The sequence below is a fragment of the Leptolyngbya sp. BC1307 genome (genome assembly GCF_002286735.1).
GTDB lineage: Bacteria > Cyanobacteriota > Cyanobacteriia > Phormidesmidales > Phormidesmidaceae > Phormidesmis.
Genome location: NZ_NRTA01000001.1, coordinates 62,466 through 87,562, shown reverse-complemented (window position 1 = coordinate 87,562; position 25,097 = coordinate 62,466). Strand labels below are relative to the sequence as shown.

Here is a 25,097-nt window from a genome sequence, read left to right as displayed (position 1 = left end):
TAGACCAGTGGCAACCCATGAATTTAGGCGAGAGCGGCACAGTGTTACAGACCTCAAAATACATTTGATCTGCATCACCAAGTACAGGCGCAAAGTGTTTACTGATGAAGGGCTGAAGTGCATAGAGGCGGCAATGCGCTCTGTATCGGATTCGATGAAATTTAGGATTTTAGAATTCAATGGGGAGGGGGATCATGTCCATGTCCTGCTTGAGTTTCCGCCAAAACTAAGCGTCTCTATGCTGGCAAAGCATCTAAAGGGCGTTTCTAGTCGGGCCTACAGCAAGGCAGGGCACCCAAAGCCATCGCCTGAAACACTATGGAGCCCTTCGTATTTTGCAACTTCTGTAGGCGGCGCACCGATAGAAGTCGTTAAGCAATACATTGAGCAGCAGGCTAGACCGCATTAAGACAAGAGCGGACTAGAAGTCCGGGGCTTCTGACCCACCCCAGAATGGTGAGGATCAGCTTTTTTCAGCAGATATTGTCGTCGTGGCCTGCGGCAGCATTAACTCCGCTGCGCTGCTGCTGCGCTCGGCAAACGAACAGCATCCCCACGGTCTCGCCAACCGCTCCGACCAGCTCGGTCGCCACTTTATGAAGCATCTCTCGACCTCAATGGTGGCGCTGAGCATTGAGCCCAATCCGGCGGTGCATCAAAAGATGATTGCAATTAACGACTTTTACTGGGGTGAAGACGATTTTCCCTACCCGATGGGCATGGTGCAAAATACGGGCAATGTCAAAGGCGGCATGATCCCGGCTGAAGCGCCCGATCTGCTGGCCCCCTATGTAAAATTTACGCCGGAGACCGTGCTGGACGTACTTGCAGATCATGCGACAGGGTGGTGGCTCCAGACAGAAGATTTGCCGAAGGCTGACAACCGAGTGCGCCTGGTAAATGGAAAAATTTGCCTGGACTACACACCGAACAATGTAGAAGCGCGCGATCGCCTGGTTCACCGCTGGACGACCATCCTTAAAAACATGGATGACTCTACTCAGCAGGTGCTCCCCTTTGGCCTCTATCCGCGCAGCATTCAGCCGCTAGCTGCAGTCGGGCATCAGTGCGGGACCAGTCGCTTCGGTACCGACCCAGAGACCGCTGTGCTCGATCTCAACTGCCGTGCCCACGACCTCGATAATTTATATCTGGTAGACGGCGGCTTTTTCCCGTCTAATACAGGCGTCAACCCAACTCTGACGATTGTCGCCAACGCCATTCGCGTGGCCGACCACTTAAAACAATGGCTCAATGTGCAGGCGGCGGCGCTTGCTGTGGCCTAACCTCTCAGGGCCTTGAGGCTTATTTGAGACTTATTTTTCGGCGCTGTAAGTGGGGTCAGCCAGATAGGCTAGCCGGTTAAACGGCCAAAATCGCAGGGTAGCGCGGCCAATGATGCGATCGCGCGGCACAAACCCCCAAACGTGACCATCGTAGCTGTCGTTGCGGTTGTCGCCCAGCGCCAAATAAGCCCCCTGGGGCACGGTCTCTGGTCCCCACTGGTAGGTAGGCGGAGCCCCCAGATAGTTTTCAGTCAGCGGCACATCGTCGATATAGACCTGCCCGCCTTTTACCATAACGGTTTCCCCAGGTAGGCCAATCACCCGCTTAATAAACGCCTCCTGAGCAGCCTGCTCGCCGGCAGTCTCAGGGGGATGAAAAACGACAATATCGCCGCGATGGGGATCGCTGAAATCGTAGCGAATTTTATCGACGACCAGGCGGTCATTGATTTCTAGTGTGGGCAGCATAGAGCCTGACGGAATGTAGCGGGCCTCGGCGACAAAGGTACGAATACCCAGCGCCAAAACTATGCTCAGACCCACCGTCTGAAGCGCTTCTATCCAAGGATTATCGGATTTCCCCTGGGGGCCATTGGGCGGCTCCACCGTCGGCCTTTGCCTAGAATCCATCAAAGTACCTGCTGTAGATAAAAAGTTGGCATCACGCTTTCGTCTGCTCAGGTCTGACTGCTTCGAGCTGATCTTGAGCTAGCGACAAAGCATCCGCAAACCAAATATACCTTACCCAAACTTACCCAAATGCCAATCTTTTAAAGATATTGCCTGAATGCTCAACCTAAACAGCAGCGCTTTGCCTGAGCCTTACAGCAGTTGATCGCCTTGTCCAGATCTGTCTGTCTGAGCGTCTGTCTGAGCGCAGTCAGCGACGAAACAGACAGGTTTCGCAAGTAACTTTTCAAACAGCGCTGAGAAGATTTAACTTTAGTTAAATCTTCTCAGCGCTGTTACAGTCCGGCGGCTAGTCCAAGTGGAGCTAAACGCAAGACGACAGCAGTTAGGCGGTTGTCAAGCGATAGGTGCTGCGCTCTCCTCTGTGCCAGTCGCCGGCGCGAACGCCGCCAGACAGTACATTCGAGATGCGATTGCGAGCTTTCAAGTATTGCGCTTTCGGCATTCCCTCTTCAAACAGTGCTTCCATCACTTCCACTATTTTGAAGTCTTTGTCTGGCTGGGTCTCTAGGATTAACCGGACAGCATCTGGAATAGACTCGTTTTTGACGCCGGGCCGGGTGTACTTTTGCCACGATGCGGCGCGACCGTCTTTCTTCGCTGTTGCTTTTTTACGCTTGGCTTTAGGGGCCTTTGTCGCAGCGGGGGCTGTTTCCTTGGCTGGTGGCACCACAGATGGTGTGGATTCTTCAGGCTGGCTGCTAGCAGCCGGGGCTGGTGCTTCTGTAGCAGATTCAGATTTGCCTTCGAACATCGGCATGACAGCTCGCACGCCATTCAACTGCTCACGCAGTTCTTTTAGTTGTGCGGCCAGCGTTTCTTCTTTGGCGACTAGGTCTGACTCTATCTCTTTTAGCTGCGGTAAAACGGTCATTGTCATAGATAGTAAATAGCGAAAGGTTCTCTTGATAGAGAACAATACTAGCTTACTTCTTATACAATTTAGTGAAACTAAAGAAATATCTGGGACAGTATCGTGGACTTTTTATTGGTCGAGACTGAGTATAGTGCTTGTAGTTTTGGCGAAAAGCTTAAAAATACGCATCAAGGCGGCGGCTACAATCTCTGATGCCTATGGATTTGACTGAGCTGAAGCGTTAGTTTAGGGCAGGCAAGTACACTTTCATCTGAGTGCCACTCCCGACCTCACTTGCAACCGTTAAGAAACCGCCTGCATTTTTGACGATGCCCGATACCATGGCTAGCCCTAACCCCGTTCCTCGATCTGAAGATTTGGTGGTGAAAAATGGATCGAAAATGCGATCACGTATGTCAGGAGAAATGCCGCTGCCCGTATCAGTCACGGTGACTACGATATAGTCGCCCACCGCCGCTTCCAGGTTTTTGCTAGCCATGTCTTCACTGACCCAACAGTTATCAACAGCAATCGTGAGAACACCGCCTTGGGGCATCGCATCGCGAGCGTTGATGCACAAGTTCATAAACACCTGGTGCAAATGCGTTGAATCAGCAGAAACTTCTCTGGGTCGCAGCGCCGAACCTGGAGCCTGTGCGATATCTTGATGAATCTCGATAGCGCTGGGGAAGCCCTGTCTGGCTACGTCAATCACCTCTTGCAGTAAGGTTACAATATCTACAATCGTTTTTTCTTCAGGGCTGCCCTGAGCGAAGGTGAGAATCTGCTTGACCATGTCAGTGCCCCGCCGGGCGCTGCTCTCCAGCAGATTCAGCTGCTTTTTAGTCAGCTCATCCGTATCTTTTTGGGTAATGCGCAGCAGCTGAGCAATTCCTAAGATAGGCGTCAGCATGTTGCCCAGGTCATGGGCGATGCCACTGGCTAGCTGGCCTAAGCTCTCAAGCCTTTGAGCTTGATAGAACTGAGCTTCGAGTTGCTTGTCGTGGGTGATATCGGTATTGACCTCCAGCAGGGATTGCGGGCGACCTGAATCATCTCTCACCAAAGTCCAACGGCTCGCAACCAAAATTTCGTCTCCAGCTTTGGTTGACTGGGCCAGTTCTCCCTGCCAAAAACCTTGCGCTAGTGTGGTATCGAGCGCTAGCTCGAATTCGGCCTTCTCTTTCTTTAAAAGCTGGTGAGAAACCTGACCAATGGCTTCATCTGCCCGCCAACCGTACAGGCGTTCTGCGCCCTGGCTCCAGAACATGATATGACCGGCCAGATCGCGAACAAAAATGGCATCTGTGGCAATGTCGATGAGGGCGGCCTGTTCTCGGGTTTTTTGGTACAGTTCTGCCTGTTGAATGGCGATTCCTAGCTGGGCAGCAACTTGCAGCAGCAGCTGAGTACTCTCAGCGATCCACTGCCGGGGGCCAGAGCAGTGATGGGCAATCAACAACCCCCAAAGCGCTTCCCCTTGCAAAATCGGGACGACCAAATTGGCTCGCACCTGAAAGTTTCTCAGTAGTTCTCTGTGCCAGGGATCGATGTCTGCTGTGTCAATATCTTCAATAGTGCTGACTCTTCCTTGAGTGTAGCCTTTGGTATAGAGTTCGCTGAGGCACGAATCCTGGATGTGCAGTCCTTGAGTGGCAATCCACTGGGGAGCGACTGATTCGGCCTCAACGACGCCTTGCCAGTCAGGTTCAAAGCGAAAGATAATGACTCGATCAGTCTGTAGAAGATGGCGGACTTGGCCGGCCGCAGCCTGTAAGATTTCATCTAGATCTAGCGTTTGGCGGATAGAGTCAGTGATTTTGGCAATCAGTCTTTCGCGCTCTAGCTGTTGCTGAAGTTGGCGTTCTGTCTGCTGGCGATCGCCCACATCAATACAGGAATCAATAATGCCCTCTCTAACAGTGCCCTCTCCAACAGAGGCCAAGTTTTGTACAGGCTGCAAACTGTTTTGGCTGCAGTGCAACAAAAATTCTACTCGCCCCATCAAGGTGGCATCTATAAAAGGCTTGGTCACATAGTCGTTTGCGCCAGCCTTGAGGGTCGTGATACCAGGATGGCTATCTGTCGAGGGCAGCAGCAGGAGAATGGGCGTCTGACAGCCGTCCTGGCGGAGTTGCTGGCATAGGGCCTCTTCCTGCCCTGGTAGGGCATTCACCACAATTAGATGATGGTCGGCTGCTGCTCTTGAAAGTAGCCCTAAGTCTTGTAGCCCTAAGTCTTCGCTGGCGACAGTGACCTCATAGCGATGGCTGGAGAGCAGATGCTGTAGGCTGCGGGCAACCGTGGGAGCCTCTACAAGCATTATCTTCATGTCAAGCTCCAGCGAAAGGGGCAGTTATGAAGGGGGGTTGACTGACCCATACGCCTGATCAAAAGCCTTGTCCGAACTTTGTCCGAAAATAGTTTGACACCGTCTACAGCCTTCTCTCCTAAAGCTTCATATACATAAGGTAGCAGCTCGGAGCAAAAATCTTGCTAAACAGGAGGAGTTTGGCATTCACAACATAGAGCCTAATAGTATGAAAACTGGCTTATCGCCGCTGCTGTCTTTTGACTGCCTGGTTCCTGGTCACCGCCTATTAGCCTTTCTAGCAGTCGGCGGCTGTACGAATAGCATTAAGAAGATGACAATAGGTGCAAACAAACAGCAGGTGTAGAGCCCTCCGTTATAAGAGCCGGTGATCGCTTTGAAGTTTGCCAATAAAGACGGGCCAAGAGCGCTGGCGATGACGATTACCATCATCTGAACGCCTGCGATCGCCCCCAGGTGCGCCCGCCCAAAAAATCGCGGTAGCACCACCGTCGTTAACGTACCAAAGCAGCCGCCACTAATGCCCAGGCCCACCACTGCCGGAATTAGCATGCCGGGCCGATCTAGATTGGCGATCGCTGCAATTCCCATTGCCTGCCCCAGCATCATAAAGATAAAAATGAAGGGCAACCGCCAGCGTCACTGCCCAAAACGCCAGCGTCTTCAGCGCCTGCCGCCGGGTGAGTCCCCAGATCTCTACGGCGGTCTCAGCCTGACCGGGCTGCAACGGTGCCAGCGGCGGGTCGCCATCCATCCGCAGGCCGCAGGCTTCGGGACTGTCGCGAAACAGCAGCCAGCCGAGGCTACTCATGCCGATGCCGACGATCGCTGCCAGAGTTAGCCAGGTGCCGCGCCAGCCCAACAGGGCGATCGCCTGACTAAAGCCGTAAGGGGCGATCGCAAACCCAAAGGCCACAAAAATACCTTCAGTGCCAGATACCTGCCCGCGCCGCCCCGGTCAAACCATTTGCCGAGCATAGTGCGGCTGGTCATGGTGAGCACACCGAGCACACTGGCCGCCAAAATTGCCCAGCCGTAAAAGACCGGAAACTTAGCAGGTGAAAACGGAAAATCAGGGCGGAAGAGGGCTGTTTTCATAGGAGGCGTGGTCTGCTGGGATAGACTGGCAGGTGCTAAACCAGCCGAAGCTGCCTTTCAAAGATAGAGCGCCCTGTTTAAGCTTAAAGGTTTTGTGAGGAGTCCTAGCTTCCGGATAGCATCTTGACAGCCAGAAACGATTAGACACTATTATGTGGGCTGACTAATTTAAATTTGCTATGGAACTCACTCGTAAAATCAACGATAAAGCGACCTACCGCAGCATCGCCGCCGACTGTGCGCAGCTCATAGACGAGCAAGTTGCGGCCAAAAGCGGTCTCTCCGGTCTGGCTCTAAAGGCTGCTTATGGTGTGGTGAAGGGCATCGGAGCTGACTATATTCCAGGGGCGATTCAGCGACTCTTACCCGAAACGCTAGCTGCCCTCGACCCCATGTGGACAGAAGGAACCGAAAAAGGCGACCCCGTGGCGTATCTCAGCCAAAATAGCGATCGCGCTGCCGATGTCATTCTCAGCACTACTGATGCTCGCATGGAAAAGAAAGGTAGCGGCATCCTTCTGTCTTCTTATAAAAAGCTGCGCAAGTCAGTCAAGCGCGATGTGGCGGCGGCGGTGCCGGGGCTGGCTCAGATTTTGGGGCGGTATGCCGGTTAGGGGGTGAGTAAGCGGGGAGACAGTAGACAGTAAGCAGGAGACAAGAAGTACTACTGACTCCTGTCTCCTGCCTTCTGTCTCCTGCTAATAACCCGCTAGTTATCAACCGAGCTTTCGATTAGTCGTCAGACTCTAGCGAACGATTTTCGAGACCAGGCAAAACAGTCTTGGCATTGCCGGGATAAATTTCGCCCATTTCGCCAACCGCGTCTGCTGACTCTTTTACAATTCGCTTGGCTTGCTTGCCCGGCTTGCCCTGTAGCTGTTCGTTTTCACCTTGCCACTGGCCGGTGGTGACCGGGCGACCGCTTTCACCCCGAGCGATCATGTCGTTTAGCATGTCCTTGGTGCTGGCGCTCAGGTTAGAGTTATCGACGCTGGTGGTCAATAAGAATAGGCCGACAAAGGCGATCGCGACAAATCGCTGTAGCTGCAAACCGGCCCACAAGCGAGTCAGGCGCTGCGCTACGGCACTGGCCATGTGGGTAAATAGCTTTATCATAAAATCTCCGTTCAGTTTTTCAAAGGCAGGTAGCATTATACTGTTAGCGCGGTGAGTCTTCTTCTGACAAAAGAGAGAAGTGGCTAGCCCTAACGGTATAGATATTGCTACCGTACGAATTTCCGGCGCTAGCGATGGATGCTGTGAGAGCTAGAAACCGCCCACTCAATTACCTGCTCTGCAAACGCCATGCCCGTGAACCGCTCAGCGTGGAGCAGCCCGCCTGTACTAAACACATTTATTTCCATTAGCTGGTTCCCGATAAAGTCGAGTCCTACCAAAAACAGTCCGTCGCTGACTAACTTTTCGCTAATGGCCGTAACCACCTGACGCATGGCATGGGTGACCACACCGGGCTTTGCTGTTCCGCCGGCGTGAAGGTTGCTGCGAAAGTCTCCTTGTCCTGGCACTCGGTGAACCGCCGCCGGTTTTCCAGAGATCTCTAAGATTTCACCATTCATCACCACTACCCGCGTGTCTCCGGCTTCAGCTCCGGGGATGCACTTTTGCGCCATCACCAATCCCTGCCGCCCGATCACATCAATCATCTGATTTAAATTCTTATCCGCTTCAGATGAGACGAAAAACACATCGTTTCCCCTTGTTCCCTGTAGCGGCTTGAGCACTGCTGGGCAGCGCAAGTCTTTGATAAAGTCAAAAATCTCAGTACGATTTTGGCTCACCAGCGTAGGCGGATAGGTAAACTCGGGCAGTTCTAGAAGATAGAGTTTGGTTGCGGCCCGGATCAGGCCATCGGGCTGGTTAATCACCTGCACTCCCCGGTCTTGGGCAAGCCGGGTCAGGGCTAATGCCGTTTGATGAGTGGCGCTGCGAGCCAGGTCGCGGGCCGGATTGGTCCGGATGAACAAGCAGTCGAGGGTCGCACCGTCTAGCGGTAGTGGCTCGGCAGGGAGGGTGGCGATCGCCGCTGTCATCGCCCCTAAATTATCGTAAGGGGCGGGGGGCAGTTGTTTGGCATAGGCCCAGGGTCGGCGATCGCTGCGGCCAGATAAATCCCCCACCGCTGCCACCCACACCGAATGATGCCGGGCCGCAGCAGCAATCAGCAGGGCAGTCGTTTGAGAGGGTTGAATGGCATCCGTGTCATTCACTAAAAACAAAAAACGCATCGCACTTCCAAAAGACAGCCGAATAAACAGCCAGAGAAAACAATTCAGAGAAAACAACTAAGCTTCAGGCTTGCTGTGAAAGGGATGAATGCCCAGAGACTCGACGATTCCCCAGTGCAAAATTCGCCCCCCGGTCTGCGTAACCGGATTCACGCTCTTGCCGATGATGACCGCGTCTTCAGGAGCCCGGTACTGGCTCACCACCTCTCCAAAAATGTCGCGCTGTAGTGCAATTACTTCCCCTTTTTCTACCCGGTCGGTCGGCTTGGGTAAAACTTCTAAGAGACCGCCCTGATCGGCATATAGCCAATGCGACTTGGGGCATAAAACCGGCGGCGGGCCCGGAGAAACCGGACGCCGGGGAAGCATCCCAACTTCGGCCATCACCCGCCGCACCCCAACTAGAGCTGCCTTAATATATTTTGACTGAAAAACCTGCGGGTCTCCCATTTCTAACGTGATTGCCGGAATGCCTAGCTCCATCGCCGCCCCGCGCAGCGTTCGGTCAGAGGGGGGGTTGTGCAAAATAATTTGCGGATGCTGCAAATAGGCCATCTTAGCGGTTACTTCATTGGTCATATCGGCCCGCACATAGAGCGAATTGATATTGCCAAAGCTAGCCGTATGCAGGTCAATGAGATAGTTAAGATGACGGACAATCCGGTCGATAAAGCGATAGGCGTAAATCTCGGCGATGTTACCACTGGCTTTGCCCGGCATGATGTGATTCATATCGGTGCGGTCAGCAAAAGTGCGCTCGTTATTAAGATAGGCCGGTACATTGACTACCATCACCCCGACGACGGTTCCTCGCAGCGTCTGCAGATCCAGCGTATCGAAAAAACGGTGAATCACAGGGATACCGTTAATTTCGTTGCCGTGTAGGGCGGCGGTCAGTCCAAAGACCGGCCCCGGATGCTTCCCGCGAGCGACGACGACGGGCAGCCGTAAAGACCGCCCTAACCCATCGTGAATGAGATCTACCATCAGCCTGGTAGAACTCCCCCTTGGCAACTGCTCAATTTCTAAAGTTTCAACAACATAGGCACCCGGAAAATCTAGCGAAGCGCGACTACTCATAGATTGATATCGTTGACAAAGGCTGGATCTGGATTGAGCGAACTAAACAAACGGCGGCGGAAAGTTCCTTTTTGGGTGATCAGTTTTTGAGCCATTTTGTCAATAGCAATCACCGATAGAACTGTCTGAATATACCCCTCAATTAAATCATCTAATCCGATGCCCAACTGATTGAAGTCTCGGCTATCCATGAGCAGCAGCCGCTCCGACTGGCTTCCCCAGGAGCCATCCTGATGCAGTACTGAGAGATTGGTGCCGAGCATATCCCAAGAAGATTCGCTGCCGTCTAGCGTGGTCGCTAGTGGCTGACGCGCCCGGCGTGCATAGATAGCCACCGGATACGGCCCGCTCTCACCGACGCCCACCATCATGCGCAGGTCAGCGACAAATATTTCCTTACGGCGGTTGGGCAATGTACCCAAATGATAGAACCGCCCCTGAGCTGTCTGCGAACTCCAGCCAGAATTTCCGACCAGGCTCTGGACAATAAAGCGCTCAAAGCGAAAGTCGATAGCCATAAATTCGTCTAGCTCGCGCGGGTTGGTGATGGTGTAGACCCCCTGTCCGGCGTTACTGTAAGGATCTTTCACCACAGCGATGCCGCCCATTCGCTCTACCCACAGCGGAATCTCATTTTTGGCCACATCCCAAATGGTTTCTGGCGTGCGGATCATCAGCCCGGTAGACCGCAGCTCGGCGTTATAAAAGTCGTAGGCTTTGGCGGCAACTAATTTGTTGCGTCCGCCTGTTAAGCACACCACGATTGGGTTGAGGATGGCGGTACGGGTAATAGGCGGAATCCGACTCCAGGGGCGCTGAGTGACATACCGCAAGGCCGCTCGAATGGGCTCCCACTCACCGGCAGGCGTGCGAATTTCTAAGACCCGGTCTTCGGTAAAGCGCACCGGCAAATCTGGATCGTTTTGGAAGCAGGGCACTAGCCACACCGGTTCACCGGTGACATCGGCCATCATCGCTGCGTAGCCAGAGGTTTCCATCTCATTTTTGTCGTAAAGCACGGCGAGCCCGCCCTTGGGCAAGCGGCGCTGCTGCTGCAAAGGCAAAAAAGTGCGCTCTAGCAGTGTCCGGTAGCCGCTCTGTTCGTGAGCGTCAGTGCCGAAGGGCATGGACTTTTGCCCGGATGGGCAAGAGTTGGTCTCAATGACAATAATCCGCCGAATGCCCTTGTCCGTGGTAGCTGCAAACAGATCAGCCCCACCCCAGCGAAAATACTTAGTATCGTGGGCGAGGACGGCATGGACTGCCTGAGGATCAACTTCTGGATGCAGGTGAATGTAGCGTTCGGCAATGCGGCTATTGCCTAAGCTCAAGAAGTGCTGTACCAGCGGATGAATCTGGGCGTTGAGAACCCGAGGATAGAAGTGCTCTGAAGTTTCAAAGCTGTCGGGCAATACCTTAACAACAGATCGGGTGGTTTTCAAGGGTAGCGTGACCTCGGTTTGACTGCCCTCCTCATTAAATGCCAGGACACCCCGACCAAGTGTTTAGAATCATGAAGGCAATCTGCACTGCTCAAAGAATCCTGTCAGCGTGCAGTGAGGCATATAGGCGTGAGCGGCGTTGGGGCCACAGGATCGCTGCGTGCGCTCAAAATAGGTAGCTAGCTGCTGAGCCAGAGGACCAGTAGGACAGGCATAGAAGATGAACTGGGGCATGACGCTGGGGTATTATGCTGGGGCAGCGGCGTCAGTTAGCCGACGGCAAATACACTTCTATCTGGGTGCCCTGACCGACTTCGCTCATCACTCTGAGAAAGCCGCCCGCGTTTTTGACGATGCCAAGCACGGTGGCAAGCCCAAGCCCGGTGCCCTGGTCGGGCGATTTGGTCGTAAAGAACGGATCGAACATGCGATCGCGTACTTCAGGCGGAATACCCGTACCGGTGTCGGTAACTGTCACTATCATATAGTGTCCGACTGAGGCATCTGGGATTTTGCTGGCAACTGCTGCGTCAACAAAACCGCTATCGACCGAGATCGTCAGCACACCGCCACCTGGCATGGCATCGCGAGCGTTGATGCACAGGTTCATAAACACCTGATGGAGATGAGTCGAATCGGCAGAAACGCTTCCAAAGCCGTCACCTGACGCTGACTGAGGCATGCTCTTATGAATCTCGATAGAGCTTGGAAAACCCTGACGGATAACATCAATGACTTCTTGCAGTAGGGCTGCAACATCTACCGTTGTTGTATCGTCAGAGCTGCCCTGAGCGAAGGTAAGGATCTGCTTGACCATGCTAACGCCGCGTTTGGCACTCTTTTCTAGAATATCTAGCTGTTGCTGGGTGCTGGCATCTGGATTTTTTTGGGTGATGCGCAGCAACTGAGCGATGCCGAGTATGGGGGTTAAAACGTTGCCGAGATCGTGAGCAATGCCGCTGGCTAGCTGCCCCAAGCTCTCCAGCCGCTGAGCCTGATAGAACTGCGCTTCGAGCTTTTTCTTTTCGGTGATGTCGGTGTTGACTTCTAGCAAAGACTGCGGATGTCCGGCAGGGTCTCGCATCAATGTCCAACGGCTGGCGACCAAAATTTCGTTGCCCGCTTTAGTCGATTGGGTCAGCTCTCCTTGCCAAAAACCCTGCTCCATAGTGGTGCGAATGGCAGTTTCAATCGCCAAACTGTCTTTCTTCTTTAGAAGCTGACGAACCGGTTGGCCGATCGCTTCTTCTTGCCGCCAGCCGTATAGCCGCTCTGCGCCCTGGCTCCAGAATGCAATTTTGCCTGAAAGATCACGCACGAAGATCGCATCGGTAGCAATATCGATCAGAGCTGCCTGCTCGCGGGTTTGCTGGTGCAGTTCTGCCTGCCGAATAGCAATACCCATCTGGGTGGCGACTTGTTTGAGTAGCTGAGTATTCTCAGGCTCCCATTCACGAGGGGCACGGCAGTGATGGGCAATCAGCAAGCCCCAGAGATGGTCGCCCTGCAAAATGGGAACGACCAGATTTGCCTTTACCTGAAAAGCGCTTAAGAGTTCTTCGTAGCAGGGGCCGATATCTGCCGTGTCGATATTGCTAATCGCGCTGACCCGGCCATAGCGGTAGTTTTCAGCGTAGAGTTCGCCAAAGCACAAGTCCTGAATTTTCATCCCCAGCGTCTCCGTCCAGCCAGCGGTGACTGATTCGGCTTCGACTATGCCCTGCCAGTCGGGTAGAAATCGGAAGGCAATCACGCGATCAGTCCGTAGAAAGTGGCGAACCTGATCGACTGCGGTATGTAAAATCTGGTTTAGATCGAGCGTTTGCCGAATGGCATCGGTGATCTTAGCAAGCAGCCGTTCTCTCTCTAGCTGCTGCTGTAGCTTGGCTGCTGTTTGCTGGCGATCGCTCACATCTTTCATGAAGCAATAGTGGCCAGTGAACCGCTGCTGCTCGTCGTAGGCTGAGACCATAACCAGCGACTTATCAAAAACAGAGCCATCTCGCCTGAGCCCTCTGAACTCTAGCTCAGCTTTACCGTGAGCGAGCATCCGCTGGTAGGCAGCGATCGCCTTGGCGCGATCCTCTACATGAACGGTTGACTGCCAGTCGCAACCCATCATCTCAACCGGCGTAGTGCCTACCATGCGGGCATAGGCCTCGTTGACAAACAAGTAGCGCCCCTGGCTATCTAGTCGTGAAATGCCCTCTACTGCGTGACCTAACGCCGTACTCATTTCGTACAGCTGAATTTCAGTCTGGCTAATATTTTTCTCTAGCTGGGGGTTCATATCAAAATGGCCAAAGCTAGGGTTTGATTTAGTGTGCAACTTAGGGAGGCTTTTTTTAGAGGTACTTCGGGGTATTTACCTAACTTCATTATAAGCTGCATAGCTCATAAGTTCCTCATAACTGACGGCCATAATTCTTATATCTTCCAGACTTGCCCCTTTTAGGCCAATGGCCAATGGCTAATGGCCTAAAAGGCCAATGTGAATATGATGCGGCTCGGCTGCTAATTGCACCCCCACGCCGTCAACAAACATAGTATCGACAAATCGCAGTCAAGGAATCATGATGACACACACCCTTAAATCTCAATTTCTCCAATTTCTAGAGAGCGAACTACTGCTCTCTCGTGACGCGATCGCACTAGCACTGCATCATCATCAAGCAGATATCAGCTTGCTCCCTATCACCTTGTGGAAGCATGAGCTGGTCGAGATAGAGCATGTTAGCGCTATGTTTGACTGGCTAGACAGTGCCTAGCGAGCGTACCGTTCGTTTGATGACAGGGGCGCAGACTGACCGGATTGTCGCAGGCCCGCCATGACTGTGACTCAACTAAGATTCGGCGCTAAGATTCAGGACTAAGATTTACGGCTAAGATTCAGGGCTAATCAACGGCTCATAGGGGGTGGCTGGATTAGTGTTCTCGAACGGCATCATGGGCTCTAAAGGGACGCCTTCTTCTAGAGGCTCTTCTCCACCAACACTGATCGGCGTATCTAATACCTGCGCGCCCGTCAGCTCAATGTTGTTTAGATCAGCGCCTGAGACATCAACTTGGTAAAGCCAGGCACCACTGAAATTTACGCCGTCAAGCTGAGCGTTCGCCAGGATGGCATGAGTTAAAAAGGCATCGGTAAGGTTAGCGCCTGTGAGATCGGCTCCGGTCAGATCAGCGCCTTCTAAGTTGCTGTCAATCAGCGTAGCAAATCGTAAGTTGGCATAGCGCAAGTCAGCTCCGATCAGATGAGCGGCATTCAAGGTGACGCCCGCCAGGTCACAGCCCATACACTCATTGAGTAAAATCAGCTGGCGTACGTTGTTTTGACGGATGACCGCAGCGTCTGATAAAGGCGCTTCTGATAATGCTGGCGAGACCGTTAACAAAAGCACTGTCGCTAAAGCCAAAGGAGCAGTTTTCCACCGGAAAGTCTGTGCTGGATGCGGGGCCGATCTAAGTTTCACAAGCAGTCTCCTTTCAGCGAGCTGCGATAACGAAGAGAGAAGCCGCGCTGAGTTTGTATCTCACTTACTATTCTGACATAGCCACCGAATAAATACGTTGTTTTTAGATATCAAAGGAAGCAAGTATATGAAAAAATTTTATGACCGAACGGACGCTGGGAGACAGCTCGCAACCTGTCTTCAGACCTATGCTACTCGCGCTGATACCGTCGTGTTGGGTCTGCCTAGAGGCGGTGTTCCGGTAGCCTATGAAATCGCTCATGCGCTGAGTGTCCCTTTAGACCTCTGCCTGGTGAGAAAGCTGAGCGTGCCCAGATCTAAGGAAATGGCGTTCGGCGCTATTGCAACTGAGGGCGTCCGAGTGCTAAATGATGAAGTGATTCGCTGGCTGAATGTTTCTAAGCGCGAGATTGAACAGGCGATCGCCGAAGAACAGATAGCGCTACAGCGACTACAGCAGATGTGCCGGGGCAGTCGTCCTCAGCTAGATATTCGTAATCGCACCGTCATTTTGGTGGATGACGGGATAGCGACCGGAGCTACGGCTAAAGCTGCGCTCGCCATATTGCGATCGCAAAAGCCAAAAGAGGTTGTTTTAGCCGTGCCAGTCGCTCCACAATCTGAGTGCCATCACTTTAGAGCGATGGTAGACCAGCTTGTCTGTTTGATGACGCCTCATCCCTTTCGCGCAATTTCGCTCTGGTATGAAGATTTTTCTCAAGTCACAGACGCCCAAGTTCGTGATCTGTTGGGCAAATACCCCATCGAAATGGCCAAATTAGTTGAATCCCGTTCAGACCAATTTGGTCTGACGACTTAGCGCGTAATCGCCTCGTATGTAAGCGATAATGAGCGGATACCCTAGGGGCAGCACCACGATGACGCTAGCGATTCCGCTCACTCAGTTTGAGGCTGTACTTTTTGACCTAGACGGCGTGCTCACGCCCACTGCCAAAATCCACGCCGCCTGCTGGAAACGGGTATTTGACGATTTCCTGGCGCACCATGCCAAAGCCACGGGCACCCCTTTTCAGCCTTTCAGCATTCAGGACGACTACCCGCCGTATGTCGATGGTAAGCCTCGCTATCCGGGCGTAGAGAGCTTTCTCGATGCGCGCGGCATTCAGCTCCCTTACGGGTCGCCCGACTCGCCGCCAAACCAGACAACGGTCTGTGGCTTGGGCAATAGTAAGGACAGCTATTTTGCCGATGTTTTACATCAGGAAGGGATTGCCGCTTACCCCGGGGCGCTGGCTTTAGTCGACTATTTGCGCAGTCAGGGGGTGAAGCTAGCTGTCGTTTCGTCTAGTCGCAACTGCAAAGAAGTTTTGAGAGTCGCCAAGATCATTCACTTGTTTGATAGCATCATGGATGGCAAGCTGGCAGAACAGAGCAATTTACCGGGTAAACCTGCCCCCGATACGTTTCTTAAAGCCGCAGAGCAGCTGAGTAGTGAGCCGCAAAAAACAGTGGTTTTTGAAGATGCGATCGCAGGCGTCCAGGCAGGCCGCAGCGGGCAGTTTGGGCTGGTTGTCGGCGTGGCCCGACAAAACAACGCCAGCGCTCTCCAGGAAAACGGCGCAGATATTGTTGTCAGCGATCTGAGCGAGCTGATTCCTCGGTAGGGAACGCTAAACAGCGCTGCCCTTCACGATGGCCTTAATGAGAGAGTTTTGTAAAACATGCTGCACTGCGAGCCTATCAACTTACCTGAGCACATTTATCCGACGCATCCCTGGCGGCTAGAAGAAAAACAGTTTTATCCTCGCTTTTTAGGTCAACTGGAGACGCTGTATGCCCTGAGCAATGGTTATTTAGGCATCCGGGGCTGCTTTGAAGAAGGTGCACCCTCCCATCACAGCGGCACCTTCGTCAATGGTTTTCACGAACTCTGGCCCATCATTTACCCCGAAGAAGCCTACGGCTTTGCGAAGACGGGGCAAACCATGCTCAATGTGCCCGACAGCACGATTATCAAACTGTACGTAGACGATGAGCCCTTCTTTTTACCCACGGCCAAACTGCTGAGCTACGAGCGAGTGCTCGATATGCAAGCCGGCACTTTGAGCCGAAAAGTTTTGTGGGAGACGCCTCTGGGTAAACAGATTGCTATTGAATCTTGTCGGCTAGTCTCGTTTAAGCATCGCCACTTAGCCGCTATTTTTTACGAGGTCACTGCCGTAGACGGCGAGGCTGACATCGCCATTATCTCCAAAATTCACTACGACCCCGACGCTCAGAGTGGGCAACCGTCGAGCCCCTACAACGATCCGCGTCGATCTAGAGAGTTTGCCAGCCGGGTACTGCTGCCTCAGTCTTGCGATGTTTTTGGCTATCGCTTGGTGCTAGCACAGCAGACTCGCGCCAGCAAAATGACCCTGGCTTGTGGGGTTGACCATACGCTGGTCAGCGACTGCGATTTCTCTAGCAGCCGTAAATGCGGCGACGATAGTGGCGAAATTGTGTTTTCGGGTGAGGCCAGGGCGGGGGTGCCTATCCAGATCACCAAATACATGACCTACCACACTTCTACGCACTCTCCGTCCGAAGAGCTCTGTGCCCGCGCAGAGCGAACGCTTGATCGAGCTGTCAAGCTTGGATTTGAGAATTTACAGCGCGGTCAGCGGCACTACTTAGACCACTTTTGGGCGCGCAGTGACGTTCAGCTCGAAGGCAATCCTGACGTTGAAAATAGAACAGCCGCCTTGCAGCGGGCTACTCGCTTCAGTCTGTTTCACATTCTTCAGGCCGTCAGCCGCACCGACGGGCTGGGTCTACCTGCTAAAGGGTTAACCGGCCAGGGCTATGAAGGTCATTACTTTTGGGATACCGAAATTTATGTACTGCCCTTTTTGATCTATACCAACCCTGAGCTGGCCAAAAATCTGCTGAAATTTCGGTACAGTCTGTTAGATAAAGCCCGCCAGCGGGCTCGGATGGTCAGCCAAAAGGGAGCGCTTTTTCCCTGGCGAACGATTAACGGAGAAGAAGCGTCTGCTTACTATGCCGCTGGCACCGCGCAGTATCACATTAATGCCGACATTGTTTTTGGTCTGAGAAAATATGTAGAGATTACGGGCGATCGCAAGTTTCTCTACGAAGAAGGGGCCGAAATTTTGATAGAAACGGCCCGCTTATGGTGTGATATCGGTTTCTTCTCAGAGCGACAAGCGGGGAAATTTTGTATTCACGGCGTCACCGGGCCTGATGAATATAACACAGTGGTTAATGACAACCTCTACACCAATCTCATGGCTCAGGAGAATCTGAGCTACGCTGTTGCTACGTTGGAGCATATGCAGCGAGATCTGCCAGAGCGCTTTGATGACTTAGCGCGCGATACTAAACTAGACCTCTGCGAGATAGCGGCCTGGCAGCAAGCGGCAGAGCTGATGTATATCCCCTTTGATGAAAGGCTGCAGATTCATCTTCAGCACGACGGATTTCTAGACGAAAAAGTCTGGGATTTTGAAAATACGCCCCCCGAAAAATATCCGCTGCTGCTGCATTTTCATCCGCTATTCATCTATCGCCATCAGGTGATTAAGCAGGCAGACCTGGTGTTGGCTATGTTTTTACTCGGCGATAAGTTTTCTGCGGAGCAGAAGCGGCGCAACTTTGAGTATTACGACGCGCTGACGACGGGAGATTCTTCGCTCTCTGTCTGCATTCAGAGCGTTGTTGCCTCAGAGATTGGCGATATTGATAAGGCGTTTACCTACGCCACCTATGCGATCATTATGGACCTGGGAAATCTGTCGGGCAACGTCAAAGACGGCTGTCATATCGCTTCAATGGGCGGTAGCTGGATGGTGATGGTCTATGGCTTTGGCGGCCTGCGCGATTATGGGGGGGAGATCTCTTTTGACCCTAAGCTACCCATTGAGCTAAACCGACTACAGTTTTCTGTCACGGTTCGAGGGCAGCTTTTAACGGTAGACATTCAGCATGGCTCTGTGACCTATTTACTCAAGGAAGGCGCTGATCTGGCGATTAGACACCGAGATAAAGACATTAGTCTCTCCGTGGGTGTGCCAGTGACCGTATAGAAAGCTGTCAAATTCCTCACAGCCCTGTACTGTATAGGCATTAGTATAAAAGCATTGCCTCTTTCAGCTAGCATGTGTGATGAAAATTTTGCATGGCACCTGGGTTCCTCAGGCCGAAGATACGTTCATCCAGTCCGGGCAGTTTTGTCTATGGGCAGAGACGAGTGAGCCAGAGACGAGTGAGCCGAGCCGATCAAAAGCCAGTAAGCCGGGCGATCGCTTCCCCCATCACTTAGCCCGCTCAGCTCTAGCCACCCTACTTGAAGAACTCGGTATTAAGCCTGCTTCCTCTCGATCCATCGAGGCAGGCATCCGTCCGCATCGTTTTTGGCTACCCACTGCCGATGACTTGCCGCTGCCTTCTTTAGAGCTTTCTCGCTACTTAGAGCAAGATCCGCCCGAGACGTTTGACTATCAGCTTTGGGACGTTGACGGCTATGCCCTGCCTGCCGGGCGATCGCTCAGTGTGCTCAACGAGCTACATTTTATTGCGCTCTACAATCTCGCTGAGGTGCAGCTAGGGGCCGATCTGCTGTTCTGGTATTACTACACTCAGTCTTTAAAACAGGTGCTGCAGCGAGATCAGTACATCCCGGCGATGCGCTACCGAGAACTGCCGCCAGCAAAGAGTAATGCCCGCAGCAAGCGATCCACTGCCGCCCAAAAACGGACGAAAGCTAAGGCCGAATTGCCCAATTTTGAGATATACCCGACCTGGGATCTGATCGGCGATCGCTACGAAACCGAGCTGCAAACCTATGTCGATTACATGCCGCTCATCTGCGCCGCTGGCTTTGAAAAATCTACAGCAGCGCCCCCCGAGAAAACGCCCGATTTTTACGATAGGGAAACCTTACTGCGGCATTTTTCAGAGTGCTTTTTGGCTGAGCTGATTTCTCAAACGGGCTTCCCGCAAACCTTTCGCAAAAAAACGGAAGGTTCGCTACTGGAGCACTGCATTTTTGCCGATTTGGACAAGCCCTGGACTTCACCTGAGTGGAAAGAACAGTATCAGCAGTGGCAGACCTGGCGCGATCGCATCACCCGATCTCAAACCGCCATTCCCTTCCATATTTACTTCCATCTGCAAGATCCCGAACAGCCAGAAGGCGATTGGTTTATTCAGTTTGAAGTGGCTCCTAAAGACGATCCTTCGCTGCGACTGCCGCTAGCAGATATCTGGCGGCTGCGCGGCAAAAAAGGGAAAGAACTGCGCAAACAGCTCGGCGACAGCTTTGAGCAGCATTTGCTGATGAACTTAGGCTATGCCGCCCGCATCTATCCTCTGTTTTGGAAAGGGCTCGAAACCGATGAACCGGTTGGCATTGCGGTCAATCTGCAAACCGCTTTTGACTTTCTTAAAGATGCCGCCTGGGTGCTAGAAGATGCCGGCTATAAAGTCGTAGTGCCTGCCTGGTGGACGCCTAAAGGACGCCAGCGAGCGAAGGTGAAGCTCAGGGCGCAGGGCAGCAGCTCATCTGGCAGCAGTCAGACCAAAAGCTATTTTTCTTACGACACGCTGGTGAAGTATCAGTACGAGTTTGCCATTGGCGACCAGTCGGTGAGTCAGCAGGAATGGCAGCAGCTAGTAGCCGCGAAATCACCGCTGGTACAGTTTCGCGGCCAGTGGATGGAGCTAGATCCTGACAAAATGCAGCAGATGCTGGAGTTTTGGCAAAAGCAACAGGCGGAAAATCCTGAACTGAGCCTGTTGGACTTTATGAAGCTAACGGCGGATGAAGAGAACATAGACGTGGAGTATGACCGCGACGATGTGCTCTCTACTATGCTCACTCAGCTCAATGACAAAAGTCACCTGGAGCAGATGCCCGACCCAGCGGCGCTACAGGGTACGCTGCGAGACTACCAAAAGCGAGGGCTTTCCTGGCTGCACTACCTGGATAATCTGGGGTTAAACGGCTGCCTGGCCGACGATATGGGTCTGGGTAAAACCATTCAGGTGATTGCGCGGCTGGTGCAGGAGCGAGAGCAGGCGGCTGAGGCGGGAATTGAATATCTGCCGCCGACACTGTTAATTGCGCCGACTTCGGTACTGGGCAACTGGCAGCGAGAGCTGGAGCAGTTTGCGCCGCAGCTCAGGGCGACGATTCACCACGGGTCGGAGCGGGTGGTAGAGCCTGAAGACTTCGAGGCGATCGCCCTCAAACGCGACGTGGTGATCACCTCATTTACCCTGGCCCGCAAAGACGCCGAGCTGCTGAGTAACCTCACCTGGCATCGTATCGTGCTGGACGAAGCTCAAAACATTAAGAATCCGAAAACCGCCCAGACCAAAGCAATCTTAAAACTCGAAGCTAATCACCGATTGGCCCTGACGGGCACCCCGGTCGAAAATCGCTTAATGGATCTCTGGTCAATTTTTAACTTTCTCAATCCGGGCTATTTAGGCAAACAGGCTCAGTTTCGTAAAAACTTTGAGCTACCAATTCAAAGAGATAACCAGCCTACCCAATCGGCTACGCTCAAAAAGCTGGTAGAGCCGTTTATTCTACGCCGGGTAAAGACAGACAAATCGATTATTAAAGATCTGCCCGATAAAGTAGAACAAAAGCTGTACTGCAACCTGACTAAAGAGCAAGCTTCTCTCTATGAAGCGGTGATTCAAGATGTGGGTAAAGATCTCGATGCCGCCGAAGGCATGAAGCGCAAAGGCTTGATACTAGCGACCCTGACTAAGCTGAAGCAAATTTGTAATCATCCCCGGCAGTTTTTGCAAGATGAAAGTGAATTTTCGGTAGAGCGATCGCATAAACTCAGCCGCCTAACAGAAATGCTCAGCGAGGTGATAGAAGAAAATGAAAGCGCCCTGATCTTCACCCAGTATCGCGAAATCGGTGAAGCCCTAACCCAGCATCTCAAGCACAACAGCCACTACAACACCTATTACATTCACGGCGGCACTAACCGCGAGAAGCGCGAGCAAATGATCGCCGAATTTCAAGACCCTGAAACCGAGCCTTCTATCTTCGTGCTGTCGCTAAAAGCAGCCGGGGTTGGCATTACCCTCACCAAAGCTAATCACGTCTTCCACTTCGACCGCTGGTGGAACCCGGCAGTTGAAGATCAGGCCACTGACCGCGCCTTTCGGATAGGCCAGGATAAGAATGTGTTTGTGCATAAGTTTGTAGCGATCGGCACGCTAGAGGAGCGCATCGACAAAATGATCGAAGATAAAAAGAAGTTAGCAGGCTCCATCGTTGGTTCAGACGAATCCTGGTTAACAGAGCTGGATAACGAATCTTTTAAGCAGCTGATTTCGCTCAACCTTAGTGCCGTTTTAGATTAGATGCTCAAATTTTTGGGAGGAAAACATCATGGCTGAATTTAGCCGCAGCTGGTGGGGCGAAAAATTTATCGAAGCGCTGGAGAAGATTACCGGGGCCGGTCGCCTCAGTCGAGGTAGGTCCTACGCTCGCGGCAACAAAGTCAAAAGCTTTGAAATCAAAGACAGTACCGTCACCGCCAAAGTCAGAGGCTCCGTCAACCCCTACTTTGGCGTTTATAAAGAACCGCTATACACCACCCAGATAGAATTTGAGCCGATTAGCAAAGCAAAATGGGCAGCAGTCGTCGCCCTGATCGCCTCTAAAGCCAGCTTGATCTCTAGGCTTTTGCTCAACGAAATTCCTGAAAATATAGAGGATAGCTTTGCGACCCTGGGCTTGAGGCTGCTTCCCCACAGCAAAGATGATTTTCATACAGACTGCTCTTGCCCGGACTGGAGCAATCCCTGCAAGCATATCGCCGGGGTTCACTATCTGATTGCCGCAGAACTCGACAACGATCCGTTTTTGCTCTTTGAGCTGCGCGGTCTCTCCCGAGAAGACTTAAAAGCAGAGCTGGCCAAATCACCGCTCGGACAGGCACTCTCAGCAGAGCTAACGCTACAGCAACAGCCTCCTGAGTCGGTTAAAACCTACTACACCCGTCCGGTCACCCATCGCGAAAAAGCTGACAGCCTGAGAGACTTCTGGCAGGGCACGAAGCGTTTGCCTCAGACTATCGAAGCCTCCGAATCATCTGGTGTCTCTGCGATCTTAATTAAAAAGCAAGGAGACTTTCCACCCTTCTGGAATCGAGACAGTTCGTTTATTGAAGTGATGGAAGAATTCTACGAGCGAGTAAAAACAAAGAACAAGGACTTGTCATAGAGTAGTCGATAGCACTGGGGTGAAAGTGTTTGGTGAGAGGGAGCGTGGAAGACCCGGCAGCATGGCGTGAGTAAGCGGTGGCGGAAGATACACCTGTCTGTGGATGAGGTCACTGTTCTAAAAACAACACCCTCTCATAATCCTAACTGATTTTAAGGGTCAGCTTCTGCGAACTGACTCTAGCTGGCGGATCACTTGTTGGCAACGCTCGCTGGCTCATTCACTGTGCGAGTAGGCGAGTAGGGCATGGTCTGCGCCTGATCGTAGTTAATCACCAGCCCCAGCAGCTTGATCGAATACTGACCGAGCTGATCGAGGCTTTGATAAACCCGATTGCGACTGCTCAGATCTGGTCGGACGACAAACAAAACATTACCAATCAGCTGACTCATAAAAGCCGCTTCACTACTGGTTGTAAAAGGCGGGCTATCTACCAAAATATAATCGTACTGCCGGTGACTCTGCTGATGGCTCCAGAGATAGGTGAATTCATCTTTGAGGCTGCGCTTATCAGCAGAGAGAGCCTTGAGCGATAGATTTGGCTGCACATCAACAGTCTCACGGCCAGGCAAATTAAACAACTTAACTCCTAGCCGCTGGCTCAGCTCTTGCCGGTAGACATCCGTATCAATAATCAGCACTTTGTATCCCAAATTGACCAGAGCTTTTGCTAGGCCAATCGTAATCGCCGTTTTGCCTTCTTCCTCTACTGCGCTCGTTACCAGTAGCGTTCGATTAGCCAAAGATTGGGCGCTGATAGTAGAGGCCAACCACTGAAGCTCGACGAGATCTTCTTGATCTTTGTCAGGCACTGGCTTCGCAAAGTTAGCTTTAAATCGGGGAATGCGCGAAATAAAGTCAAACTTCATCGTCTCCAAATCTTTAGGAGAGAGTAGCGGATCGCGCCCTTCTAGCAGCAGCAGCAGGGCCGCGCTAAAGACAATGGCCGCTAGCAGCGCGTTGACAATTGCCAGCTTCAAATTGGGGCCAATCGGCTCTGGGTCAACCCGGGGCGGATCTAAAACCTGAATACTCGGGTAAGCGCTGAACGCACTGATATTCGACTGCTGACTCTGGGCTACCAGCCCCTTGTAAATGCCCTCTGCTACATCGTAGCGCTGCTGCAATTCGAGCAGACGAGCTTGAGCCTCCGGTACCGAGCTGAGCGTGTTGTTGAGCTGACCGATTTTGGTCTGGAGCTGTGCGGCCTGGTTGAGCTGAGCTGCCGCTAGGCTATCGGCCAAAACCATCTGCTGAATCAGCTCTGAGCGGCCCTCTGCCCCGCTGGTTAAAGACAGATCTAGCGACGAAGGAATATTGACCTGGTTTAAGTATCGCTGCAGCTCGGCAGCAACCTCATCTCGACGACGCTGTGCTAGCTGTACTTGTGGAGAGGCTGGGGTAAACTCGGCTTCGGCTTCGGCCAGCGCTACTGATAGCGTTGCTAGCTGCGTGCGCACCAGCTGATAGTTTTCATTTTCATTCAGTCCTAGTGCCTGCACCGCTTGATCGGGCGTCAGCACTAGCCGGGCGCTCAGCGCTTCAACCTGATCGGCATTGATCTGAGCGGTGGCCTGGGTATCAATGAACTGCGCTTCTAATGAGTTGATTAGCTTGACGAGTTCGGCGGTTTGCACATCGGCATTGACTAATCCTGACGCTTGTTGAAACTGCGCTAGCTCTGACTGTACGGCTTCTAAATCGGCTTTGGCCTGGCTAACTTTATCTTGGTTGAAGTCTCCTCGGGCGCTACTTTCAGAGGTTCTTAGCTGGTTTAGCCGGGCCTGATACGCCTGTAGCAGCCATTGGACTCTCTGCTGCGCCAGGGTCGGATCGGGGCTGGTCGCGACAATCTCAATAGTGGTAGATTGCTCCTCAGGTGAGATGTCAAACAGTTTTTTGTAGCTGGTCAGCGATAGAAATTTTTCCTTTTGCGGATCTTGAGCTAGGACTTGCTCGATCACAATGTCGCTGGTGAGAATCGATATTTGCAGCTTCAGTGGATTGACTTGATTAGAAAATTCAGGATTGTTCGTGCTCAGTGAGCCCAGCGGACCCAGGTCGGCATCGAGGTCACTGGTCGTATCGGGAACGACTAGCTTGGCATCGGCCTGCCAAACCGGCTCGTAGGTCAGCAGTTTACCGGCAATAATGCCGACAAAAATAAGAATATTTAGGCCCAGGAGAGGCTTCCAGTGTCTAATCAGCAGAGATAGCAGTCTGGCCATTATGAGATTGGTCGAAGACCAAGTAAGGGTTCAAAGCGTATCAGCGCGTATTAGCAGATTGGGCAGGCAGTGTCTAAAGCGTGCGGTCTAAAGGGTGCGGTCTAAAGTGTGCGGTCTAAAGTGTATAGTCTATAGCCTACGATCT

Annotated in this window: 22 protein-coding genes and 2 pseudogenes; 10 read left to right on the top strand and 14 right to left on the bottom strand. The window is 52.5% G+C overall.

Annotation, left to right across the window (positions count from 1 at the left end):
* Positions 1 to 7 precede the first annotated feature (7 nt).
* Together tnpA and CKL79_RS00390 are read left to right on the top strand one after the other, a co-directional pair.
* A complete protein-coding gene (gene tnpA, locus CKL79_RS00395) occupies positions 8 to 409 on the top strand; it encodes an IS200/IS605 family transposase (protein ID WP_121967610.1) in 402 nt (133 codons plus the stop codon).
* A gap of 61 nt (positions 410 to 470) precedes the next feature.
* Positions 471 to 1,286: pseudogene (locus CKL79_RS00390) on the top strand (GMC family oxidoreductase); the annotation flags it as partial.
* 30 nt (positions 1,287 to 1,316) lie between these two features.
* Here the strand turns inward: CKL79_RS00390 and lepB are convergent.
* The 6 genes from lepB to CKL79_RS23395 form a co-directional block, all read right to left on the bottom strand.
* Positions 1,317 to 1,916: a signal peptidase I gene (gene lepB / locus CKL79_RS00385; RefSeq protein ID WP_121967608.1), complete on the bottom strand. Its 600-nt coding sequence runs from the start codon at positions 1,914 to 1,916 to the stop codon at positions 1,317 to 1,319.
* A 385-nt stretch (positions 1,917 to 2,301) separates the two neighbouring features.
* Complete coding sequence (locus tag CKL79_RS00380) at positions 2,302 to 2,856, bottom strand: hypothetical protein (RefSeq protein WP_121967607.1); 555 nt, start codon at positions 2,854 to 2,856, stop codon at positions 2,302 to 2,304.
* 217 nt (positions 2,857 to 3,073) lie between these two features.
* On the bottom strand, positions 3,074 to 5,164 hold the full coding sequence (locus CKL79_RS00375) for a GAF domain-containing protein (protein WP_121967606.1): 2,091 nt from the start codon (positions 5,162 to 5,164) through the stop codon (positions 3,074 to 3,076).
* Between the two features lie 258 nt (positions 5,165 to 5,422).
* The gene (locus tag CKL79_RS23405) at positions 5,423 to 5,716 is read right to left on the bottom strand and encodes a hypothetical protein (protein ID WP_205878941.1); all 294 of its coding nucleotides are present in this window, start codon (positions 5,714 to 5,716) and stop codon (positions 5,423 to 5,425) included.
* Positions 5,682 to 6,080 (bottom strand): hypothetical protein, encoded by a 399-nt coding sequence (locus CKL79_RS23400; protein WP_205878940.1) that lies wholly within the window; start codon positions 6,078 to 6,080, stop codon positions 5,682 to 5,684. The genes CKL79_RS23405 and CKL79_RS23400 overlap by 35 nt, the downstream gene beginning before the upstream one ends.
* A complete protein-coding gene (locus CKL79_RS23395; protein WP_205878939.1) occupies positions 6,002 to 6,262 on the bottom strand; it encodes a hypothetical protein in 261 nt (86 codons plus the stop codon). The genes CKL79_RS23400 and CKL79_RS23395 overlap by 79 nt, the downstream gene beginning before the upstream one ends.
* 179 nt (positions 6,263 to 6,441) lie before the next feature.
* Here CKL79_RS23395 and CKL79_RS00365 point away from each other — a divergent pair, with 179 nt between their 5' ends.
* Positions 6,442 to 6,876 (top strand): hypothetical protein, encoded by a 435-nt coding sequence (locus CKL79_RS00365; protein ID WP_121967605.1) that lies wholly within the window; start codon positions 6,442 to 6,444, stop codon positions 6,874 to 6,876.
* A gap of 118 nt (positions 6,877 to 6,994) precedes the next feature.
* Here the strand turns inward: CKL79_RS00365 and CKL79_RS00360 are convergent, their stop codons facing one another.
* From CKL79_RS00360 to CKL79_RS00340, 6 genes are all read right to left on the bottom strand, one after another.
* Entirely contained in the window at positions 6,995 to 7,378 is a 384-nt protein-coding gene (locus tag CKL79_RS00360) for a hypothetical protein (protein WP_141242120.1), read from the bottom strand.
* A gap of 128 nt (positions 7,379 to 7,506) precedes the next feature.
* The gene (locus CKL79_RS00355) at positions 7,507 to 8,508 is read right to left on the bottom strand and encodes a glutathione synthase (protein WP_141242119.1); all 1,002 of its coding nucleotides are present in this window, start codon (positions 8,506 to 8,508) and stop codon (positions 7,507 to 7,509) included.
* 57 nt (positions 8,509 to 8,565) lie between these two features.
* Entirely contained in the window at positions 8,566 to 9,588 is a 1,023-nt protein-coding gene (locus tag CKL79_RS00350) for a succinylglutamate desuccinylase/aspartoacylase family protein (protein ID WP_121967602.1), read from the bottom strand.
* Positions 9,585 to 11,030 carry a hypothetical protein gene (locus CKL79_RS00345; protein WP_121967601.1) on the bottom strand — a complete coding sequence of 482 codons (1,446 nt, stop codon included), beginning with the start codon at positions 11,028 to 11,030 and terminating at the stop codon, positions 9,585 to 9,587. The genes CKL79_RS00350 and CKL79_RS00345 overlap by 4 nt, the downstream gene beginning before the upstream one ends.
* Positions 11,031 to 11,099: 69 nt before the next feature.
* Positions 11,100 to 11,264 carry a hypothetical protein gene (locus CKL79_RS22995; RefSeq protein ID WP_170943907.1) on the bottom strand — a complete coding sequence of 55 codons (165 nt, stop codon included), beginning with the start codon at positions 11,262 to 11,264 and terminating at the stop codon, positions 11,100 to 11,102.
* 31 nt (positions 11,265 to 11,295) lie between these two features.
* The gene (locus tag CKL79_RS00340) at positions 11,296 to 13,359 is read right to left on the bottom strand and encodes a PAS domain S-box protein (protein WP_141242118.1); all 2,064 of its coding nucleotides are present in this window, start codon (positions 13,357 to 13,359) and stop codon (positions 11,296 to 11,298) included.
* A 244-nt stretch (positions 13,360 to 13,603) separates the two neighbouring features.
* Here CKL79_RS00340 and CKL79_RS00335 point away from each other — a divergent pair, with 244 nt between their 5' ends.
* Positions 13,604 to 13,798, top strand: coding sequence for a DUF2949 domain-containing protein (locus tag CKL79_RS00335; RefSeq protein ID WP_121967599.1), 195 nt, complete (start codon positions 13,604 to 13,606; stop codon positions 13,796 to 13,798).
* Positions 13,799 to 13,912: 114 nt separating this feature from the next.
* Here CKL79_RS00335 and CKL79_RS00330 read toward each other — a convergent pair whose 3' ends face one another.
* A complete protein-coding gene (locus CKL79_RS00330; RefSeq protein WP_205878938.1) occupies positions 13,913 to 14,446 on the bottom strand; it encodes a pentapeptide repeat-containing protein in 534 nt (177 codons plus the stop codon).
* Between the two features lie 184 nt (positions 14,447 to 14,630).
* On the opposite strand from CKL79_RS00330, the gene CKL79_RS00325 reads away from it, so the two are divergent.
* From CKL79_RS00325 to CKL79_RS00300, 6 genes and pseudogenes are all read left to right on the top strand, one after another.
* A complete protein-coding gene (locus tag CKL79_RS00325) occupies positions 14,631 to 15,323 on the top strand; it encodes a phosphoribosyltransferase (RefSeq protein ID WP_121967597.1) in 693 nt (230 codons plus the stop codon).
* A gap of 58 nt (positions 15,324 to 15,381) precedes the next feature.
* Positions 15,382 to 16,128, top strand: coding sequence for a beta-phosphoglucomutase family hydrolase (locus tag CKL79_RS00320; RefSeq protein WP_121967767.1), 747 nt, complete (start codon positions 15,382 to 15,384; stop codon positions 16,126 to 16,128).
* Between the two features lie 57 nt (positions 16,129 to 16,185).
* A complete protein-coding gene (locus CKL79_RS00315; protein ID WP_121967596.1) occupies positions 16,186 to 18,552 on the top strand; it encodes a glycosyl hydrolase family 65 protein in 2,367 nt (788 codons plus the stop codon).
* Positions 18,553 to 18,631: 79 nt separating this feature from the next.
* Positions 18,632 to 21,859 carry a DEAD/DEAH box helicase gene (locus CKL79_RS00310; protein WP_121967595.1) on the top strand — a complete coding sequence of 1,076 codons (3,228 nt, stop codon included), beginning with the start codon at positions 18,632 to 18,634 and terminating at the stop codon, positions 21,857 to 21,859.
* 28 nt (positions 21,860 to 21,887) lie between these two features.
* Complete coding sequence (locus tag CKL79_RS00305) at positions 21,888 to 22,724, top strand: SWIM zinc finger family protein (RefSeq protein ID WP_121967594.1); 837 nt, start codon at positions 21,888 to 21,890, stop codon at positions 22,722 to 22,724.
* Positions 22,720 to 22,838 (top strand): annotated as a pseudogene (locus CKL79_RS00300) (IS5/IS1182 family transposase); the annotation flags it as partial. The gene CKL79_RS00305 and the pseudogene CKL79_RS00300, both read left to right, overlap by 5 nt.
* Before the next feature lie 77 nt (positions 22,839 to 22,915).
* On the opposite strand, the gene CKL79_RS00295 reads toward CKL79_RS00300, so the two are convergent.
* Positions 22,916 to 24,952 (bottom strand): P-loop NTPase, encoded by a 2,037-nt coding sequence (locus tag CKL79_RS00295; protein ID WP_121967593.1) that lies wholly within the window; start codon positions 24,950 to 24,952, stop codon positions 22,916 to 22,918.
* Positions 24,953 to 25,097 lie beyond the last annotated feature (145 nt).

Bases quoted from the DNA above. Each gene is read 5' to 3' on its own strand.
- CKL79_RS00335 (WP_121967599.1), top strand. From the start codon at position 13,604: ATGATGACACACACCCTTAAATCTCAATTTCTCCAATTTCTAGAGAGC.
- CKL79_RS23395 (WP_205878939.1), bottom strand. From the start codon at position 6,262: ATGAAAACAGCCCTCTTCCGCCCTGATTTTCCGTTTTCACCTGCTAAG.
- CKL79_RS00380 (WP_121967607.1), bottom strand. From the start codon at position 2,856: ATGACAATGACCGTTTTACCGCAGCTAAAAGAGATAGAGTCAGACCTA.
- CKL79_RS00360 (WP_141242120.1), bottom strand. From the start codon at position 7,378: ATGATAAAGCTATTTACCCACATGGCCAGTGCCGTAGCGCAGCGCCTG.
- CKL79_RS00355 (WP_141242119.1), bottom strand. From the start codon at position 8,508: ATGCGTTTTTTGTTTTTAGTGAATGACACGGATGCCATTCAACCCTCT.
- lepB (WP_121967608.1), bottom strand. From the start codon at position 1,916: ATGGATTCTAGGCAAAGGCCGACGGTGGAGCCGCCCAATGGCCCCCAG.
- CKL79_RS22995 (WP_170943907.1), bottom strand. From the start codon at position 11,264: ATGCCCCAGTTCATCTTCTATGCCTGTCCTACTGGTCCTCTGGCTCAG.
- CKL79_RS00310 (WP_121967595.1), top strand. From the start codon at position 18,632: ATGAAAATTTTGCATGGCACCTGGGTTCCTCAGGCCGAAGATACGTTC.
- CKL79_RS23405 (WP_205878941.1), bottom strand. From the start codon at position 5,716: ATGCTAATTCCGGCAGTGGTGGGCCTGGGCATTAGTGGCGGCTGCTTT.
- CKL79_RS00305 (WP_121967594.1), top strand. From the start codon at position 21,888: ATGGCTGAATTTAGCCGCAGCTGGTGGGGCGAAAAATTTATCGAAGCG.
- CKL79_RS00320 (WP_121967767.1), top strand. From the start codon at position 15,382: ATGACGCTAGCGATTCCGCTCACTCAGTTTGAGGCTGTACTTTTTGAC.
- CKL79_RS00365 (WP_121967605.1), top strand. From the start codon at position 6,442: ATGGAACTCACTCGTAAAATCAACGATAAAGCGACCTACCGCAGCATC.
- CKL79_RS00315 (WP_121967596.1), top strand. From the start codon at position 16,186: ATGCTGCACTGCGAGCCTATCAACTTACCTGAGCACATTTATCCGACG.
- CKL79_RS00375 (WP_121967606.1), bottom strand. From the start codon at position 5,164: ATGAAGATAATGCTTGTAGAGGCTCCCACGGTTGCCCGCAGCCTACAG.
- CKL79_RS00350 (WP_121967602.1), bottom strand. From the start codon at position 9,588: ATGAGTAGTCGCGCTTCGCTAGATTTTCCGGGTGCCTATGTTGTTGAA.
- CKL79_RS00325 (WP_121967597.1), top strand. From the start codon at position 14,631: ATGAAAAAATTTTATGACCGAACGGACGCTGGGAGACAGCTCGCAACC.
- CKL79_RS00295 (WP_121967593.1), bottom strand. From the start codon at position 24,952: ATGGCCAGACTGCTATCTCTGCTGATTAGACACTGGAAGCCTCTCCTG.